We start from the raw sequence: 17844 nt of genomic DNA on the forward strand, positions 1-17844 counted from the left end.
TTCCGCGTACTGTCTTCGATTTCGGCATGGTGGATGTGTGGCTCACGACACGCGGCCTCCCCGCGCGGCCGATCGCGGAGCCGGGGCGCCGCGAGATACCCCATGCGGATACTCTCTGTATTAAATGGGTGCGCCCACAATCGATTCTCAAATTAAGTTAATTCGTTCTTTACGTCTGCGTCCCCGCCTTGTATGAGATTGCCGCCAATCGAACTTTGGAGGAGGCCATGACTTATGAGCATGCCTTTGAGGCCGACGAGCCCGCAATCCCTAGTATCCCGCATTTGCTGGAATCGGTCGGCCACACCCCGCTGGTCCGCCTCGAGAACCTGACGACGCGGAGCGAGGGACGTCTGCTGGCGAAGCTCGAATCCGCGAACCCCGGCGGGAGCCTGAAGGATAGAGCCGCCTGGCACATCATCCGCGACGCCGAAGCGCGCGGGCTGCTCCGGCGCGGGGCGACGATCATCGAGTCGTCGTCCGGCAACTTCGGCATCGCGCTCGCCATGATCGGCGCGGCCCGCGGCTACCGGGTGATCGCCATCGTCGATCCGAAGATCACGCCGACGAACCTCGCGCTGTTCGCCGCGTTCGGCGCCGAGGTCGTCGTGATCGAAGAGAAAGACGACAGCGGCTCGTACCACAAAACGCGCATCGCCTACGCGAACCGATTGCACCGCGAAATCCCCGGCTCGTTCCGGCCGGATCAGTGCTTCAATCCGCTCAACAGCGAAGCGCATTACCAATCCACGGCGCCCGAGCTCCTCGCCGATTTGGGGCCGAGCCTGTCCACGGTGGTGTGCACGGTCAGCACCGGCGGGCAGCTCGGCGGCATCTCGCGGTACCTGCGGCGCTACGCGCCCCACGTCAAAGTCGTCGGCGTCGACGTGGATGGCTCCACCGTATTTGGCGGCGAAGCGCACGGCTACCTGACGCCCGGGGTCGGGTTGAGTTGGACCCCCGACAACCTCGACGATCTCTCCGCCGTCAACGAGGTGTACATCGTATCCGACGAAGACGCCTTCGTGGCGTGCCGCACCTTGGTGCGCACCGAGGGTTTGCTGGCCGGTGTCTCCACCGGCGCTGCGCTCTTGGTGGCGTTTCGATTGGCCATCGCCAGCCGGCCCAGGGACCATGTCGTGTTTCTCGCGTCCGATCGTGGAGAGCGTTATTTGCAAACGGCGTTCGACGAGCGATGGCTCAAGGAGCACGGCATGAGCACCGAGATATCGCTCGAGGGGCTCCGCCGTCGCGCCGCGCGATTGAGGCCCCTGTCGACCGATCCCAAGTCCGAGTGCGCGAATTACCGTTACGAGCTCGCCGAGCAGCTCGATTCGCCGACCGCGCGGCGCCGTCCGAAGAGGCTGGGGTAATCGGGTGTTCCGAGCACTGCGCCACCGGGGCTTCCGCATCGCGTGGACCAGCTACACCGCGTCCGCGGCGGCGACCGGAATGTTGCCCACGCTCTTTACGCTGCACGTGCTGCGCACGCGGGGCGCGCTGACCGCGCTCGGGCTGGTCCTGGGCTGCACCACCGCCGGCTTTCTTTTGGGCGCCCTGTTCGGTGGGTTGATCGCCGATCGCTGGCCGCGCCGCCGGGCGCTCGTTTTTTCCAGCGCGCTCCGGGGCGCCGCCGTCCTTGCCGTCGTCCCCGCGTTCGACGCGGCCTTGTGGCTCGTTTGCATCTGCGCCGTGATTTCGGGGATGGGCGAGGGGATCTTTCGAAGTGCGTATCAAGCCATCGTGGCCGAAGTGGTGCCGGAGCCCGAGCGCCAGCAGGCCAATGCCGCCACCGCGCTGAGCATGCGCGTTTGTCTCACGGGTGTGCCGGCCGCCGCGGTGCTGCTCTACAATGTGTGGGGCGGCGCGGCCAGCTTCCGATTGGCCGCCGCGCTATGGTTTGGGTCCGCCGGCGCGGCCATGTTGCTCGGGCCGAGCTCCGAACGCACCGCGAGCGGGGGAAGCGAGACCCGCGCGCGGGGGCTTTTGGCCGATTGGCGCGAAGGGTTCGCGGAGGCCTTGCGACACCGATGGTTCCTCGCGGGGCTCGCGGCGCTGGTGGTGTGGCTCGGGCTCGGCGAAGCTTCCGGTAAGCTCATGTTGCCCACCATCAGCCAACGCCATTTTGGCGGCGACGCCATGTTGGGTATTGCGCCCGGTTGCTATTCGGCGGGCGCCATCGCCGGAGCGCTGCTCCTCGGGCGATGGAAGCCCCGCCATCCGGGGGTGGTGGCCTTTGGAGGCTTGAGCCTGTACGGCCTGGTACCGCTCGCGTTGTGGGTGGGGGATCGCGGTTGGATGATCGTCGTGGCCTATGCGCTGGGCGGGCTGGGCATCGAACTGTTCAACGTGCCCTGGTTTACCGCCCTGCAGCGCGAGGTGCCGCGCGAGAAGCTGGGGAGGATCTCGTCCATCGATTTCCTCGTTTCCTACGGTCTGGCGCCGGTGGGTTTGGCGGGGTTGCCTCATCTTCTTGCGTGGCTCGGGGAACAGCGGGTGCTCCTCGCCTCGGGCCTGGGCGTGTTCGCGGCGGCGGTGCTCGCGCTGCTGGTGCCCGGCGCATCGGAGCTCTCCGAGCCGCGCCCGCGCGATTCGGTGCGACGGCCGATGGCGGCGCCCCTCGACACCATGGATTCGTGACCATGGATACGTGAGGTGCCGGCGGCGCTCGCGCAAACGTCTTTCTCGATGGCGCAAAGGTCTTCTGGCTGGCACGCGGCGGCGGCGGATCCCATCATCATGGGCTCACGAAACGGGTGAACCATGAAAACGCCGATGCGCGACGCCGCGATCGAGAGCGTCTTGAGGCGCCTCTACGGCATGCACCAACGTCAGACGCCGTCCTTGCTCTTCCATTTCCTTCCACGCATGGTCCTTCATCGCATCAAGGGGACGCGCTATCTCGAGTTCGACGACCGATTCTTTCGCGATAAATTGGTCGCGCTCGATCGCGACAAGAACGAGTTCAACTACGCCATGTGCCGCGCGCTTCGTGCGCGTCGGGTGGTGGAGGTCGGCACCTCATTTGGTGTCTCGACCTTGTACCTCGCGGCGGCGGTTCGGGAGAACGTCGCGGCATATGGCGGCGGCGGCGTGGTGATCGGGACAGAGCTCGAGCCGTCGAAGGTAGCGGCGGCGCGGGCCAATTTCCAGCAAGCGGGGGTGTCGCAGTATGTCGACCTGCGCGAAGGTGACGCGCTGACGACCCTCGAAGACGTGGGCGGCGAGGTCGACTTCGTCCTCGTCGACACCTGGATTGCGGTCGCCAAACCCGCGCTGGAGCGATTGGTACCGCGGCTGCGGCCGGGGGCCGTGGTGGTGTGCGACCAGGTCGTGGCCGCGGCGAAGGATTATGCCGATTACCTCGGTTACGTTCGAAATCCTGCGAATGGCTTCGTGTCGGTGACCGTGCCCTACTCCGGAGGATTGGAGGTGTCGGTCCGGTCCGGGTGAGCTCATGAGCGAAACCGCTTCGGCGTCTGACCGAATCGGCGTTTGAACGCCGTGGCGAAGTTTGCGGGGCTTCGGTAACCCGCCTCGAAGGCGGCCTCGCTCACCGTGAGCCCATGCTCCAACGCCTGACGGGCGCGTTGCAGATTCCGTTCGCGCAGGTATCCGAACACGGTGCTGCCGAAGGCCGCGCGGAAGTGTTGCTGAAGGGCAGCGACGTTCATGCCTGCTTGCTTCGCCACGGCGGCGAGCGACGAAGGCATGCCGCCGGAGGCGTCCAGGCGCTCTTTGACCGCGCGGATCCGTTGGAATGCGCGCGGGTCGAGGTTCCCGTGCCCCGGCCCGATCTCCCCGCCCGCGATGGTGCGAAGACCGTCGGCGAAGAGCTCGATGGCCTTGCTCTCCAGGAGCAGATGGTGCACCGGCGGGCCGTAGATGGGCGGTGCGAGGAGCTGCTCCGTCAGAAAGACGATTTGCTCCGAGAGCCGCCACCGGCGGAGCGCGAGGTGCTCCCGCTGGAACGCGCGCACCGCGGGCGGCACCGTGTCCGAATCGAGCCCGCTCGCCGCGAGCCATTCGCGCCCGGCGATGACCACGAAGTGACGCAGGTGCACGCCCTGGCGGAGTCTCCGTACGACCGTGTCGCCCTCGGCCATCGAAAACATGACGGCCGTGGCGATGCGCCTGTCCGAACTGCCTCCGGCGGCCAACGCAATTTCGCGTCCGCCCACGGAGAGGTCGGTCGGGCCATCGAGCACCAGCGAGAGGCTGATGGACGGTGGGAATGCAAATGCGGCATCCGCGTCGTGAGGGATTCCTTCCGTCCGTCCAATGCATGGCCAAACCCGGTCGGAGCTGGACGTAGTGAGCGTCCGGCGCGCTCTTCCCATGTGGTGGTCGCCACGCGCTCGTTTCACCATCGGCCGCGACCTCACGGATCATACCGACGATTATGCGTCACGTCCGCGGTTCGCCCAGTCGTGCGATGGGAGCGGGTGCGCGGTTCGGTCCCTCCGCGGCGTGGGCAGCTAGGGGCACGTGGCGCGCAGGTATTGAACACCTTGCTCGCTGCGCCAGGCATACACGATGGACCCATCGGCCCCCACGGCGAGATCGCGAAAGGATTCTTCCGGCGTGTCGTTGGTCGGGAGCGAGGTCTGCCCGAGGGTTCGCCCGTCGGCGGAGGATATGCAGAATACACGGATGCTGTCCGGCGGCTGCTCGCCCGCGACGGTCATCCAAGCTCCCACATAGATGGTACCGCGCGCGTCGGAGTCGAGGAGCAACAAAGCTTTCAGCTCCGGGCCCAGCGCGACCTTCTGCGTGAAGCGCAGGCCATTCTTGGCGCGATCGAACACATTGACATAGACCACGCCCGCGCGCGCCGAGAGCACACCGGCCGACAGGAGGAGCGCGCCATCCTTCGACGGGCGCCCACTGAGCTCGGTCCCATCGGCCGAGGGCTGCCCGCCTGCGCCGCCGAGCATGACCAATCCCCCGTGCTCGCGCTCGACGTAAACCTTCTTCCCGTCCATGAAGACACCGCTGGTGGTGCCGGGCTCCTTGATGCCCTTGGCGCCGTCGAGCGCATACTCTCCGGTCTTGCGGCCCGACGCATCGTACGTGGTGACCTTCTTTTGAACGAGGCGATCGAGCACGGCCATGGAATCTTTGCCGGCCGCGATATCGTCGCTGGTCTCGGAGACGGGGATGGTCCCGATGGGCTTTCCCTTCGCGTCGTAGCGCACCAGCCGCTCGTTCACTTGATCCAAAACGATGTAACCATCGTCGGTCACCGCAAAGCTCTTCGGGCCCTCGGGGTTCCCCTCTTGCGGGCGAGAGCGCCCGAGTTGCCCAAGCCCCGAGCCCCATGTCGCCGTAAAGATCGCGCGCGGATCGCGGATGAACGATCCCGCGTCCGGGAACGCCGATGTGGTCTGAACGGCCGCCGCGGCCCCAGGTGCAGTTGCCCCAGGTGCGAGGGTGGGCGACGCGGTCTCCGAGCCCTCGGTCGTAGACGAGACAGGCGTTGGGGGGTTCGCTTTTCCGCGCAAGGAGACGACGCCCGCGACGGTGGCCAAGCCGATGATGGTGGCCACCGCGATGGACTTCGCCAAACCCGATAGATCCGAAGGGCGTGTTTTCACGTCGACCGTACCTCCCGAATACCCCGTTGGAGAGCGAGGGGCGTGCCAGGAGATCGCCCTCGCGATCTTCGCGATCACCGCGATCCAGAACGGTGAACGAGCCTGGATCGCGAACCCACCAGGTGCGATCCACGCGATCACGGCGCGCAATTTCGCGCTATTTCACCGGGTGGGCGGCGATGCATCGTAGGGATCGCGGTGATCGCGAAGATCGCGATAGGGCGCGAACGGTCCATTTCATGTTTTGAAATCGCGCGGCGTGGATTTCGCAATGCTACTTCGATGAAAGGGGACGATATGAAGAAACTCCACGCATTCATTGCAGCGGCATTGTGTGTTGCCGTTCCGATGGTCGGATGCAGCGCGTCGGAAGGCGCAGCCGTCGATGAGGAAGCCGATCCCATCGCCTCATCCCCCGGGGACGTTGGTGAGATCGAGAGCGGCCTTTTGGTCGGCGCCGACGAACGCGCCGAGGATGTCGAAGCACCGGATACTTCGGCCTACGTGGCCGGGGTCAAGCTTCGCACCATGGCCGATCTGAATTTGCGCGCGGAGGGATCGCCCGAGGGCGCGATTCAGCGCGTGATGATGGTGGGCTCCGAGGTGACCCTCGTCGACCCCAAGGTCGAGAACGGATTCGTTCGCGTCGAGCACGACGGCGTTCAGGGGTTCGGCTCGGTGAAGTACCTCGAGGTGGTCGAGGCGCTGCCGGACGATGGCGAGGACGGTCTCTCCACCGCCGCCGTCGCCGCGGCCGCGGGGCCGTCGCCCGCCGATACGATCGCGCGCGCCAAGGCCTCCGTGGGGTTCTCGTATTGGTGGGGCCACGGCGCATGGCGCTCCGCCGGGCCGACGTCGTCGACCAAGGGATCGTGCCGCGGCAGCTGCCCCAACTGCAGCCATAGCGGCTCGTACGGGGCCGACTGCTCGGGCATGGTCGCCAAGGCGTGGCGCTTCGGGGCCGCGAAGCTCGAGACGAACTCGCACCCTTACTCGACCGCCGACTTCATCCGCTCGCGCGCGGGCAAGTGGAAGATCATCAACCGCAGCTCCATCAAGAAGGGCGACGCGTTGGTTCACCACTCCGGGGGCGCGGGGCACATCGTCATTTACGAGAAGGGCGACGCGTGGAAGACGCCCACCGTCTACGAATGCAAAGGCTGCGCAGCGGGCTGCGTGCACGACACGCGCAGCTTTGGGAGCGCGTACAAGGCCATTCGCCGAAACGGGTTTTGAGCATATCGCCCCCTCGCCCGCGGCGGGGAGGGGGCGCCGAGCCAAGGATCGTTACGGTTTGGGATAAAGGGCGCACTTGCCCTTCAAGCAGCCGCACGCGTTCGAGTCGGCCGAGGTGCAGGCCATCATCATGGTGCACATCGTATCGGGCGTACGCGCGACGGCCTTGGCCTTCGCCACGCACTTCGGCGCGTGGCACGGCACGGAGGGAGCGCAGTCCGCGTCCGTCGTACAGGCGTCGTCGCTGACGACGGGCTCGCAGAGCGCGCAGCCGCAGGCCTTCGGTGTGGCGGCTGCCGCGGAGCCCGTTGCGGCCGGGGACGCGTTGCTCGCGGCGGGAGACGGCGCATTGCCCGCCGAGGGGGACGGCGTTTCGCCCGTTGCGGGAGGCGGCGAGGACGAGCCTGATGCACACGCCACCAGCGTTGCAACGAGGGCGGCCACGCCGGCCATCCCCATACGGGTCGACGCGGATTTCAAGGATGAGTTTCGGAACATGCTGCCCTTATACGCCGGCGCGCGCCCGCGGGCGAGGCCTCACACGGCGCCGCTCGCTCCGGTGGCCGGGTGCGCGGCCTCGTCTGGCTCGACGATCATTTGCACGTGTTGCCGTCGGGGACGATGCATTTGCCGTTTTCGCACATGGATGGCGCGAGGCAGTCGGGACCGCGCGTGAGGGCGCAGTCGTCTCCTTCGCGCGGCTGGCGGGCGCACGTGGTTCCATTGCAATAGCTGCCGCCCTCGCACGCCGTGGCCAGACCACCGCAGCGCTCGCCGAGCTTGGCGACCGTCGTGCTCTGGCAGCTGCGCGCGATGGCCACGCAGTAGACGCCGTTGATGTTGTCGCAGATGTCGGGCGACGTTGGGCTATCTCCGCACGCCGCTCCCGCGGGATCGCCTCTTCGGCATTGGCCGTTCGCGCATTTGAGCCCGATCTTGCAAGGCTGGTATTCGTCGCATCCTTGTCCGTTGTCAGCCGGCTGCGCGCAATAGCCTCGTGCGCAAAGCAGACCATGTTCGTCGACTTCAGCGCCGGCCCCGCACCTAGAAAATGGGCGAGGCACGCGAGCTTTCGACGCTCTTGGCAGAGCGCATCGGGGCCGCTGAGCACGCGATGGTAAAAGTCGCTGCAGCTCTTTTCCTTCGCGCAGTACGCCGCCGCAAAGGCGGTGCAAGCGGGGCCCGGATCGTCGGCGCCGGGCTGGCCGTCGGGCCCCGCGTCGGCGCCGGGATTGCCAGGCTTGCCACCATCCGAATACGGGCCTTCGCCTGGGGGGCCGCCATCCTTTTGCCCCCCCGATCCAGGCTCCGCGCTGTCGGAGCTCGAACAGGCCGCGGCCAATGGAACGATCAACGCTGCCGACACGATGAGGACGCGTAAGTTAAATGTAGAGTGCATTCGTTTCTCGCAGGGTGAGATCCGTCGTAGTGTTTGCGTCGGACGGTCTCACCGCGCAGAAAGTCACGCCGTGAACATCAAAAAATGAAGCATCGCGCGCCACCGCGCCCAATTCGCTCGAGCGCCATGTGTGTGGTGGCGCCGCTGTGAAGCCATGGTTCGCAGTGACGCGGTGGCGAAATATGCCACCTAGGCAGATATGGAAGCGCGATTACTCGTAAATCCAGCACAGCACGTCGCTGAGGAGCGCCACATCGCTCGTCGTGACCGCGCACATTTGCGCGAAGACGTTGGCGTCGACGGTGTGCCCGCCTTTGCGGAAGCAGCGCACGCCGCTGCAGCCGTGCGCCGTGCTCTTGCAATCGAAATCGGGTGCGATGCGCTCAATCTCGGCCGCCGATGTGGCTGGGATGCAGAACTCGAGCGAGTCGCAGTACGCGCCCTGGGCGATCGGGAGGCAGCTGCGCGCGAGCCCCGCCCCGTGCGTTTTTCGAAGATTGCACGCGCCGCCGTCGGCCGTCGTTTTGTCGTAGACCGCGGGATCGGGACCGCCGTCCGCGCACGGATCGGTCACGCTCGACGACTTGTCGGTGGTCGCGCTGTCATGGGTGGGCCGGAAGGTAACGTCCGCACCGCCGTCGGCAGAAGGGGACGAGGAGGTATTGTCGCCACACGCGCCAAGCAGCGTGGCGCCAAAGGCCAACGCCGTTCCTGCGCAAAAGCTCATCCGAATCGTACTGTGGAGTCGCATTTCCTTTGGATGGCCGGAGGCGTTCGAATCTTTGTCATAACGCCATGCGCGCGATCGCAGCCGACCGCCAAAGGCGAAAATTGGCGTGAGGCGCAACGATTCAATCACCGCATCATCGGCTGGGCGACGACGACGATTGTTCGTGGACCACCTGGCCGCCGGCGATGGTGAGCATGACGTGCGCGGTCGCAATCTCGTTGCGCGCGGCAGGGTCGAGGATGTCGTGCGAGAGGACGACCACATCACCGAGCTTGCCGGGCGCGAGGGAGCCCTCGTCCAGCTCGCGCCGGGCGGCGAAGGCGGCGCTGCGCGTGTAGGCAACGACCGCTTCGCGTGCGGAAATGCGCTCGGCCGGGAACCACCCTTCGGGGTGTTTGCCGTCGAGGGTGCGCCGGTTGACGGCGGCGTCGATGCCCGTGAGCGGCGAGAGGGGCGCGACGGGCCAATCGGAGCCGAAGGCGAGCGTCGCGCCTTTGTCCAAGAGCGAGCGCCACGCGTAGGCGGCGGTGAGGCGCGCGGCGCCGATGCGGCGTTCGATCCAGCCGCCATCGTCGACCGCGTGATATGGCTGCATCGATGCGATGACCCCCGAGCTGGCAAAGCGCGTCAGGTCCTCGGGCCGGAGGATTTGCGCGTGCTCGATGCGGAAGCGGTGCGGCGGGCCTCCATTCTTTTGTGCCACCTGAGCGAAGATGGATAAGAGGTCCGCGTTGGCGCGATCGCCAATGGCGTGCACCGCGACCGCGAGGCCTGCCGAATCGGCGGCGCCGATCCACTCGCGCAGCTTCTCGGGCTGTGTCACGAACAGACCCGTCGAATCGGGCTCGTTGAGGTAAGGCGTGAACATCTTGGCCGTGCTGGAGCCAATGGAGCCATCGACGAAGCCTTTCACGCCACCGATGCGCACCCAGTCGCTCCCGAAGCTCGCTCGTACGCCCGCGCGCGCGAGCTCGCCGTAATCGGCGAGAGGCCAGTAGAGCGCAACCCGCACCCCCAGCTCGCCGCTCTGCGCGAGCCGCTGGTAGGTGCCGAGCAGCCGCGCGCGCGTTGCCGGATCGCTGCCATCCATGTCCTCGACCGCCGTGACACCGCTGCGATGGGCCTCGCGGGTGGCGGCGCGCACGGCCTCCACGATTTCATCGTCGCCGAGCGGAGGGACCTTGCCCCACACGAGGTCCATCGCATTGTCGCGCAGAATGCCGGTTGGCGTGCGCGAACCGGGTTTGCGGACGATGGCGCCACCGGGCGGGTCCGCCGTGCGGGCATCGATGCCGGCGATGGCGAGCGCGCGGCTGTTGGCGACCGCCATATGACCGTCGTAGCGCGATAGAAATACCGGTCGATTCGGCACGTACTTGTCGAGCAGCGCCGCGTCGGGAAGACGTCCGGCCAAGGTGTGCTCGTGCTCCCAGCGCCCGCCGAGCATCCATCGCCCGGGCGCGAGCTTGCGATCGTATTCGACCAAGCGCCGTCCGAGCTCCGCCTCGTTGGCGGCATCTTTGAGCGCCACGCGGGAGAGCTCGAGGCCTCCGCTGAGAAAATGCACGTGGCTATCGCGCATGCCCGGCACCGCCCGCCGGTTCGCCAGATCGATCACCCGGGTCTGCGCGCCAATGAGCGGACGAATGTCGTCGTCACCTCCGACGGCGAGAACGCGGCCGCGCCAGATGGCGAGCGCTTGCACCTCCGGGCGCTCCGCATCGGCGGTGAAGATGCGCCCGTGCAGGAGCACCAGATCCGAGACCACCGCGCCTCGGTCGCTCGCCGGCTCGGCCTGGCCACGCTCGGCGCCCGACGTCGTCTTCGCGCCAGGTGCGGGCGCGCCGCCGCACGCGGCGGCCATGACGAGAACCATTCCCACGCCCGCGGCTCTGCGAATCATCGGATCACCCTGCGCCGTTCAATGCCATTCACGAAGGCAAAGGTCGGCTCCGCGACTCGAGCGAAGATAGACGTCGACGGCATGGAGCACCGCGCGCGGCGTTCGTATTTCGGCCATTACCGAGAAGTCGACGACGATATGGCATTCGAGCTCGATCCGGCGCCACATTTCCAGCACCGTCACGGAATCGTAGCCCAGCTCTTCGAAGGCGGCGTCGATCTGGCCGGCGGCGAGATGGACGTTTTTGTCCTCTCCCGTGCTGGCGAGCAGGATCCCTTCGAGGTCTTCGAGGGTGAATTCCTTCGTAGTCACGTTAACTCCTTGTTGGTCGCACGATGGTGTCGATCGTCATTCTTTCTCTCCCTTTGGATGGCCGCCAGTCAAAACGACGTACGTGACGAAATCGTTTACGAAGCTGGTCGAAGCCGCAAATCGTGATCGCGAAACGAGCCGCTCATTCAGTTCGAACCGAGAATCGCAACTCCCCACCTCGGGAGCGAGAGCGACATCCGTCCCTCATCCATGCGCGGCGATGGACCGCCGACGCCATCGCGCCATGTCGCGCTCTGGTCCTGCCGATCGGGCAGCTCCAGCACCACGTTCACGGGCTGGTCGCCGAATTGGAGCACCACGAGCGTTCTCTCCGCGCCCTCGGTTCGAACGTAGGCATAGACCGAGCGAACGGACACGGGCACCCGCGTCCAATGGCGTGAACGCAGGCTGGGGCGCGCCGCGCGAAGTGCAATGAGCTTCTTGTACCAATCGCGCAGCGCGCTGCCTCGATCCAAATGGACGACACGGTTGACGTCGTAAGGCTCGTATTCGGCGCCCACCTCTTGTCCGGTGAAGAGGCACGGAACCCCGGGCAATGTCAGGAGCGCCGCGGCGGCCACGCGTGCCAGGTTCGGACCGTGACGGGTGATGAAGCGCGCGCCGGTGTCGTTGTTCTCGAGAAAGCGAAGAACGCGCGCCTCGGGGGCGCGCGCGGCCGTCTCTTGCAAGGCGCGGTCGAGCCGTTCGGGGATGTCGTCCGGATCGTCGAACACCTTTTCCCACGCCCAATGTCCGGGCTCCGATGTCCAATCGTAGGATGCGTCGAACCCCTGCGCGGCGTAAAAGGGATCGCGCGCCGAGGCCTCTGCGATCAAGATCGCATCCGGCCGGGCGCGCCGGATCTGCGCGGTCCAGGCGCCCCAAAACGAAGGTGTGCGCTCGCGTATTCCCCATGCAGCGTCCACCCGGTATCCGTCGATGCCGCTCGTGCGAATCCACGACAGGGACGCGTCCGTCATCCAGCGCACCACGCCGGGCTCGTCGTAATTCAAATTGGGGAGGTGCGACCAATCGAAATAGTGTACCGGCGCGCCACGTGGGTCGTGCTGATAGAAGCGAAAGTAGGGCGAGGAGGGACCGCGTGCCGCGGCATCACGGAAGTACGGATGCTTCGCCGAGGTGTGGTTCGGTACCAGATCGAGGAGCACCTTCAGCCGAAGACGATGGGCCTCGGCCACCAGCGCATCGAGATCGGCGCGTGTTCCATACTCTTCCCGCACGGTCAGGTAGTCGGTGACGGCATAACCGAAGTCGCCGGGTGGGGATTCGAAGATGGGGGTGAGCCACAAAGTGGTTACGCCCAAGTCGGCCAATGCCGGCAGGTTTTGCGTGACGGCTCGCAGAGGAGGCGATCCGAAGCGAGGCGGAATGACGCCATAGACGATCATGCCATCGGCCGCCTTCGTGGCGCCGTCGGCCGCCTTGGCCGCGCCATCGTGCGGCGTCGCGGGCCCGCCCGGCGATAGGAGCGCCAGCGAAAGAATCGCCGCGGCCAGCGACGGCCAGCGCATCATGCCGCGCGCTCGTCCACGTCGATGAGACCGCGCACTTGATGATCGACGAGCGACGCATAATAGCCCCTCGCGCGCAAGAGCTCCGCGTGCGTGCCGCTCTCCACGATGGAGCCGTCTTTGAGCACCAGAATCCGATCCGCGCGAACCACCGTGGCCAGCCGGTGCGCGATGATGAACGTCGTTCGTCCCACCATGAGCCGGCCGAGCGCCTCTTGCACCAGCGACTCCGACTCGGCATCGAGGGCCGACGTCGCCTCGTCCAAAATGAGAATGGGCGCGTCCTTCAGCAGCGCGCGGGCGATGGCGAGCCGCTGGCGCTCGCCCCCCGACAGCGTGCTCCCCCGCTCGCCCACGCGGGTCGCGTACCCGCGCGGGAGCTTGCTCACGAAATCGTGCGCGTTGGCCGCGCGCGCGGCGTGCTCGATTTCATCGTCCGTCGCGTGCGGCCGCCCGAACGCAATGTTGGATCGAACCGAGTCGCTGAAGAGGAGCCCCTCCTGGAGGACGACCCCGATCTGCGACCGCACCGATCGCTGCTTGAGTGACCGAAGATCCAACCCGTCGACGTGAACGGATCCCGACGTCGGATCGTGCAAGCGCTGGAGCAGGGCCATGAGCGTGGTCTTGCCCGCACCGCTCGGGCCGACCAGCGCCACCGTCTCGCCGGGGTTGACCGCGATGTTGACCCGATCGAGCAACGGGCGGCCGCCGTAGCCGAAGCTGACATCGCGGAACTCGACCGACCCGCGCAGCGGCCCCGCGTCGTGCGCGTCGGGCGAATCGAGCACGGTGTCCTCGGCGTCCAGGATGGAGAAGACCACCTTGAGCGCCACCTGCCCGCGGCGCGTCGTCTGATAGGCGCTGGTGAGCGATTGCACGGGCTGAAAGGCCCCGCCCACGTAACCGAGAAATGCGATCAACGTTCCGATGGGGATCGCGCCGGCGGCGATCAGATATCCGCCCAGCGATACCGCCGTCACGCGCGCGATCACCACCACGGCGTTCTTCGTGGCCTCCACCCGCACGTCCGTCGCCACGCCGCGCATCACCAATCGATTCGCCGCGTCGACCCGCTTGAGAAAGCGATGCTTCTCGCTCTCTTCGCGCGCGAAGCTCTTGACCACCGTCATTCCGGCCAGCGCCTCGTTGAAGCGCGCGAACACGCGCGACCATCGCTCGAGGAGCCTCCGCTCACGCGTCACCTGCTCGCGCGAGGCCCGCGCGCCCAGGATGGCCGGGATGGGGGCGAAGGCCAAGACCAGGAGCCCCAATCGCCACTCCAATCGAAGCATGATGACGATGGCCATGATCAGATAAATGATCGAGGGCAGGATCTGGACGAACACGGTGGAGAACGCGGTCACCGTGCCGGTGATCCCTCGATCGACCTTGGCCATCAACGCGCCCACCGAGTGCCGTTGATGAAACGACAAAGGGAGGGTGTGCAGACGATCGATGGTGGCGCTGGTCATTCGAAAATTGATGTCGATGCGCGTGCGCCAAACGAGCCACTCGAGGAGGCCGGCGACGGCCTCGCGCGCGAGGAGCATCAGGGCCAAGAGCCCGACGATCCCCATCAATGGCGCCAAGCCTGCGCGGGCGATCAGCGCGTCGAAAAAGCACTTGAGCACCAGCGGCTCCAGCGCGAGCACCAGCGCGCTGGTGGTCCCCAAAAGTAGAATCCCGACGAGGGAGGTGCGATCGGGGCGGACGAACGACCAAGCCCGCCGCCATGGAGCTGGCGGGCGCGAAACGGTTTGCTGCATGAACCGGAGGTCATTTTGACCAATGGTCGAGCAAAAGCCAGTGACGATTGATGGTCGACCGGACCTACCGATCCATTGCGTTCACGATGGGGTGCGCGGGCCACATCGCGCGGTCGCCGTGCCATTCGCATTTCCGTCCACGCCCCCATGGATGTCGTTTAGCCTTTGGCACCATGCGCCTGACGACTCCGCTTCTTTCGCTTGCCTTGTTGGTACTTGCCTCCTGCGCGGGCTCCACCACGCACGCCGCACCCCGCGCGGGTTCCTCGGCGCCGGCTGCGCGCGTTCCCAATGCCCACGATCGGTATGCGCGTGACGTGCTGAAGGAGCTCATCGAGCTCAACACCACCGAATCTGCGGGGGATACCACGCGCGCCGCGCAGGCCATGGCAAACCGGCTGCTCGCCGCGGGTTTCCCGGCTGGCGATGTCCAGGTTCTCGGCGCGGAGGCGCGCCATGGGAACCTCGTGGCGCGGCTGCGCGGGCGCGGAACGAAACGCCCTTTGCTTCTCTTGGCGCACCTCGACGTGGTGGAGGCCAACAAGGAAGATTGGTCGTTCGACCCCTTCGTCTTTCGCGAGCAAGACGGATATTTTTATGGTCGCGGGGTCAGCGACGACAAAGACATGGCCGCCATCTTCGTGGCCAATATGGTGCGGATGAAGAGCGAGGGGTTCGTACCCGATCGCGACATCATCCTGGCGCTCACCGCGGGTGAGGAGTCGGGCTCCTTCAATGGGGTGCGCTTTTTGCTCGAGCACCACCGCGATCGCATCGACGCCGAGCTGGCCTTGAACGAGGGCGGCGGCGGAGAGATCAAAGGTGGAAAGTATCTCGCCAACGAGGTGACCACGTCCGAGAAGCTCTACACCTCGTTCGAGCTCGAGGCGAAGAACAAGGGAGGCCATAGCTCGCTCCCCACGCGCGACAATGCCATTTACCGACTCTCCGAAGCGCTCGTGCGGGTCTCGAAGTTCGCATTCCCCGTGGAGCTCAATGACACCACGCGCGCTTATTTCGAACGCCTCGCGACGATCGAGCGCAATCCCGATATGACCGCCGCTGCGCGCGGGGACACCGCCGCCGCCGCGCGCCTCTCGGAGTCCTCCTATTTCAATGCCGCCCTGCACACGACGTGCGTCGCCACGCTCCTCGCCGGTGGACATGCCGAGAACGCCCTGCCCCAGTCGGCGCGCGCCACCATCAACTGCCGCATCTTGCCCGGCGTCGATCCTGCGCGCATCGAGGAGACGCTCCGCACCGTCGTCGCCGATCCGCAGGTCGAGCTCCGCCGCTCGCCGCACGGCCCTCCCGCTCCGCCGTCTCCGCTCACGCCGGAGGTCGTGCAAGCCATCGAGAGCGTGACGCAGGCCATGTGGACCGGCGTTCCCATGCTTCCAACCATGCTGGGCGGCGCCACCGATTGCCAGCATCTCCGGCGCGCCGGCACCGCCTGTTACGGCCTCTCCGGCGAGTTCGCCGACATCGAGGACGTACGCGCGCACGGAAAGGACGAACGGCTCCTCGTGCGCTCCTTCTACGAGGGGCGTGAGTTTCTCGATCGGCTCACGCGAAAGCTCGCCGGCGGTAGGTAGCGCGCGCCGCGCGATTCAGGCGCGTGCGATAACGCGCTTCGAGATGGCGAGGAAACGTGAGCGCACCGCGGTCGCGATCGCCATGAGCCCGCCCGTGAGGCCCACCTCGCCCGGTGCGATATGCGCGCCGACCTGGGCGCAAGGTGGCGTTTACGCAACATGGATGATCGCGAAATGCACTCTCCGCCTCGTGCGCGGGCTCGTCTGCGATCGCTCGTCAGCGGGCTTGTGCGTGGCGCTCGTCCCCGCCCGGTGCGAGATGCTTTGCGACCGCGCGGGCGACGTCCGCCAATGCCGCGCTCAACGATTCATTCGATGCGGCGCCATCGCTGGTGTACGCCGCGATCAAAATCGGCGCGCGTCCAGGCGGGGTGGCGATGGCCACGTCGTTGACGGCGCCCGCGAGCCCAGTGCCTGTCTTGTCGCCGATGCGCCAGCTGGCGGGGAGCCCCGCGCGCAAGCGAGCGTTCCCCGTTTCGCATGCGATCATCCAGTCGAGCAGGCGATCGCGGCTCACGGGGGTGAGGACGTTTCCGCAGAGGATCGCGCGCATGAGGCCCACCATCGCCCGCGGGGAGGTGGTATCGCGCGCATCGCCGCGGATGTTCTCGTTCAATGTCGGCTCGTCGCGATCGAGCCTCGTCACCGGATCGCCGGCGCGGCGGATGAATTGGGTGAGCCCGGCGGGGCCGCCGATTTTGCGGAGGAGCAAGTTGGCCGCGGTGTTGTCGCTCTTGGTGACCGCCACCTTTGCGAGCGCATCGACGCTCATCGAGCCCTCGCCGACGTGCTCGCGTGTGGCCGGCGCGTACTCGAGGAGGTCCGACTCGCCATAATGGACCCGTTCGTCGAGCGCGATCGCTCCCTGATCGACGCGCGCCAGGACGGCGGCCGCCAGCGCCCACTTGAAGGTGGAGCACATGGCGAAGCGCTCGTCCGCGCGGTGTGCCACGTACTTGTTGGGATCGCCGGTATCCAGCGCAAATACACCTACACGGCCCCCAACGGACGCTTCGATGGCTCGGAGCGCATCGGGCTCTTGCGCAGGTGTGGGAGAGCGCGAAGGCATGGGGCTCGCGTCGCGGGTACACCCGGCCACGAGGGTTGCGCCAATGGCCAACATCGCATTTCGCCGTGTGAGGCCGCTTTTCATTTGGTCGAAGGACATGTTGCCTGAGAACGCTCCGGTGGACACGGCACATTCCCAGGCTTCTATCGAACCGATGCGCCCGGGCCAGCCGAGGGCGATCCCACCTCCACCATCCTTATGTCGGTGTTGCTCGCGCGTGACGCGGCCGTTCGACAGGTGCGCGTCGCGCTATTTTTCGTTCGGTCCTCGAAGCGCTTGGAGTAATTTCGCTCGATGGACCCGCGCTGCACGATTCGAAGTGTTGACGAGTGGAAGACCGTTTTGCGCGCCGCGCTGCGCGAAGCGCTCCGCAGCCGGCAGGCGCATGCGCTGGCCGTCGTTCGCGAGACATTGGCCGCCATCGAGAACGCGGAAGCGCCGGATTCGAGCGCAGCCCCGCCCCTGCAGGAGGGCGTGATTGCAGGCGCCGTCGCAGGGCTCGGCGCGGGTGACGTGGAGCGACGGATTTTGAGCCCAGAGGCGGCCACCGCCATCGTCGAGCGCGAGATTCGAGATCGGCGCGACGCGGCGGTGACGTATACGGCGCTGGGCCGGCACGAGGAGGCCAAGGCGCTGATGCAACAGATCGATGTGCTCCTCGCGCTGGGGTGAGGCCGCGCGGGCGAACGGCGGTCGTGCGCC

Annotated in this window: 17 protein-coding genes; 7 read left to right on the plus strand and 10 right to left on the minus strand. The window is 66.5% G+C overall.

The window, feature by feature from the left end:
• Positions 1-227 precede the first annotated feature (227 nt).
• The 3 genes from LZC94_43915 to LZC94_43925 all read left to right on the plus strand — a co-directional run bounded on the left by LZC94_43915 (position 228) and on the right by LZC94_43925 (position 3453).
• A complete protein-coding gene (locus LZC94_43915; protein WXB14754.1) occupies positions 228-1373 on the plus strand; it encodes a cysteine synthase family protein in 1146 nt (381 codons plus the stop codon).
• 4 nt (positions 1374-1377) lie between these two features.
• Complete coding sequence (locus tag LZC94_43920) at positions 1378-2640, plus strand: MFS transporter (GenBank protein ID WXB14755.1); 1263 nt, start codon at positions 1378-1380, stop codon at positions 2638-2640.
• 123 nt (positions 2641-2763) lie between these two features.
• On the plus strand, positions 2764-3453 hold the full coding sequence (locus LZC94_43925; GenBank protein WXB14756.1) for a class I SAM-dependent methyltransferase: 690 nt from the start codon (positions 2764-2766) through the stop codon (positions 3451-3453).
• Positions 3454-3455: 2 nt separating this feature from the next.
• Here LZC94_43925 and LZC94_43930 read toward each other — a convergent pair whose 3' ends face one another.
• Together LZC94_43930 and LZC94_43935 are read right to left on the minus strand one after the other, a co-directional pair.
• The gene (locus tag LZC94_43930; GenBank protein WXB14757.1) at positions 3456-4208 is read right to left on the minus strand and encodes a helix-turn-helix domain-containing protein; all 753 of its coding nucleotides are present in this window, start codon (positions 4206-4208) and stop codon (positions 3456-3458) included.
• 270 nt (positions 4209-4478) lie between these two features.
• Positions 4479-5567 (minus strand): hypothetical protein, encoded by a 1089-nt coding sequence (locus LZC94_43935; protein WXB14758.1) that lies wholly within the window; start codon positions 5565-5567, stop codon positions 4479-4481.
• Between LZC94_43935 and LZC94_43940 the strand changes: the two genes are divergently transcribed.
• A complete protein-coding gene (locus tag LZC94_43940) occupies positions 5554-5787 on the plus strand; it encodes a hypothetical protein (protein WXB14759.1) in 234 nt (77 codons plus the stop codon). The two genes, LZC94_43935 and LZC94_43940, sit on opposite strands and share 14 nt — an antisense overlap.
• A 107-nt stretch (positions 5788-5894) precedes the next feature.
• The gene (locus tag LZC94_43945) at positions 5895-6833 is read left to right on the plus strand and encodes an SH3 domain-containing protein (protein WXB14760.1); all 939 of its coding nucleotides are present in this window, start codon (positions 5895-5897) and stop codon (positions 6831-6833) included.
• Positions 6834-6884: 51 nt separating this feature from the next.
• On the opposite strand, the gene LZC94_43950 is transcribed toward LZC94_43945, so the two are convergent.
• From LZC94_43950 to LZC94_43980, 7 genes are all read right to left on the minus strand, one after another.
• Positions 6885-7331 (minus strand): hypothetical protein, encoded by a 447-nt coding sequence (locus LZC94_43950; protein ID WXB14761.1) that lies wholly within the window; start codon positions 7329-7331, stop codon positions 6885-6887.
• Between the two features lie 95 nt (positions 7332-7426).
• Positions 7427-7654, minus strand: coding sequence for a hypothetical protein (locus LZC94_43955; GenBank protein ID WXB14762.1), 228 nt, complete (start codon positions 7652-7654; stop codon positions 7427-7429).
• Between the two features lie 789 nt (positions 7655-8443).
• Positions 8444-8959 (minus strand): hypothetical protein, encoded by a 516-nt coding sequence (locus tag LZC94_43960; GenBank protein ID WXB14763.1) that lies wholly within the window; start codon positions 8957-8959, stop codon positions 8444-8446.
• Between the two features lie 136 nt (positions 8960-9095).
• The gene (locus LZC94_43965; GenBank protein WXB14764.1) at positions 9096-10865 is read right to left on the minus strand and encodes an amidohydrolase; all 1770 of its coding nucleotides are present in this window, start codon (positions 10863-10865) and stop codon (positions 9096-9098) included.
• 18 nt (positions 10866-10883) lie between these two features.
• Positions 10884-11177 (minus strand): acyl carrier protein, encoded by a 294-nt coding sequence (locus LZC94_43970; protein WXB14765.1) that lies wholly within the window; start codon positions 11175-11177, stop codon positions 10884-10886.
• Positions 11178-11323: 146 nt separating this feature from the next.
• Positions 11324-12712, minus strand: coding sequence for a DUF3459 domain-containing protein (locus LZC94_43975; GenBank protein ID WXB14766.1), 1389 nt, complete (start codon positions 12710-12712; stop codon positions 11324-11326).
• Positions 12709-14478, minus strand: coding sequence for an ABC transporter ATP-binding protein/permease (locus LZC94_43980; GenBank protein ID WXB14767.1), 1770 nt, complete (start codon positions 14476-14478; stop codon positions 12709-12711). Before LZC94_43980 ends, LZC94_43975 begins: the two co-directional genes overlap by 4 nt.
• Before the next feature lie 173 nt (positions 14479-14651).
• Here LZC94_43980 and LZC94_43985 point away from each other — a divergent pair, with 173 nt between their 5' ends.
• Entirely contained in the window at positions 14652-16073 is a 1422-nt protein-coding gene (locus LZC94_43985) for a M20/M25/M40 family metallo-hydrolase (GenBank protein WXB14768.1), read from the plus strand.
• A 217-nt stretch (positions 16074-16290) separates the two neighbouring features.
• Here the strand turns inward: LZC94_43985 and bla are convergent, their stop codons facing one another.
• Complete coding sequence (gene bla, locus LZC94_43990; protein ID WXB14769.1) at positions 16291-17142, minus strand: class A beta-lactamase; 852 nt, start codon at positions 17140-17142, stop codon at positions 16291-16293.
• Between the two features lie 294 nt (positions 17143-17436).
• On the opposite strand from bla, the gene LZC94_43995 reads away from it, so the two are divergent.
• The gene (locus LZC94_43995; GenBank protein ID WXB14770.1) at positions 17437-17814 is read left to right on the plus strand and encodes a GatB/YqeY domain-containing protein; all 378 of its coding nucleotides are present in this window, start codon (positions 17437-17439) and stop codon (positions 17812-17814) included.
• The last annotated feature ends 30 nt before the right edge of the window (positions 17815-17844 follow it).

This window comes from Sorangiineae bacterium MSr11954, from assembly GCA_037157815.1.
Taxonomy (GTDB): Bacteria; Myxococcota_A; Polyangia; order Polyangiales; family Polyangiaceae; genus Pendulispora; species Pendulispora albinea.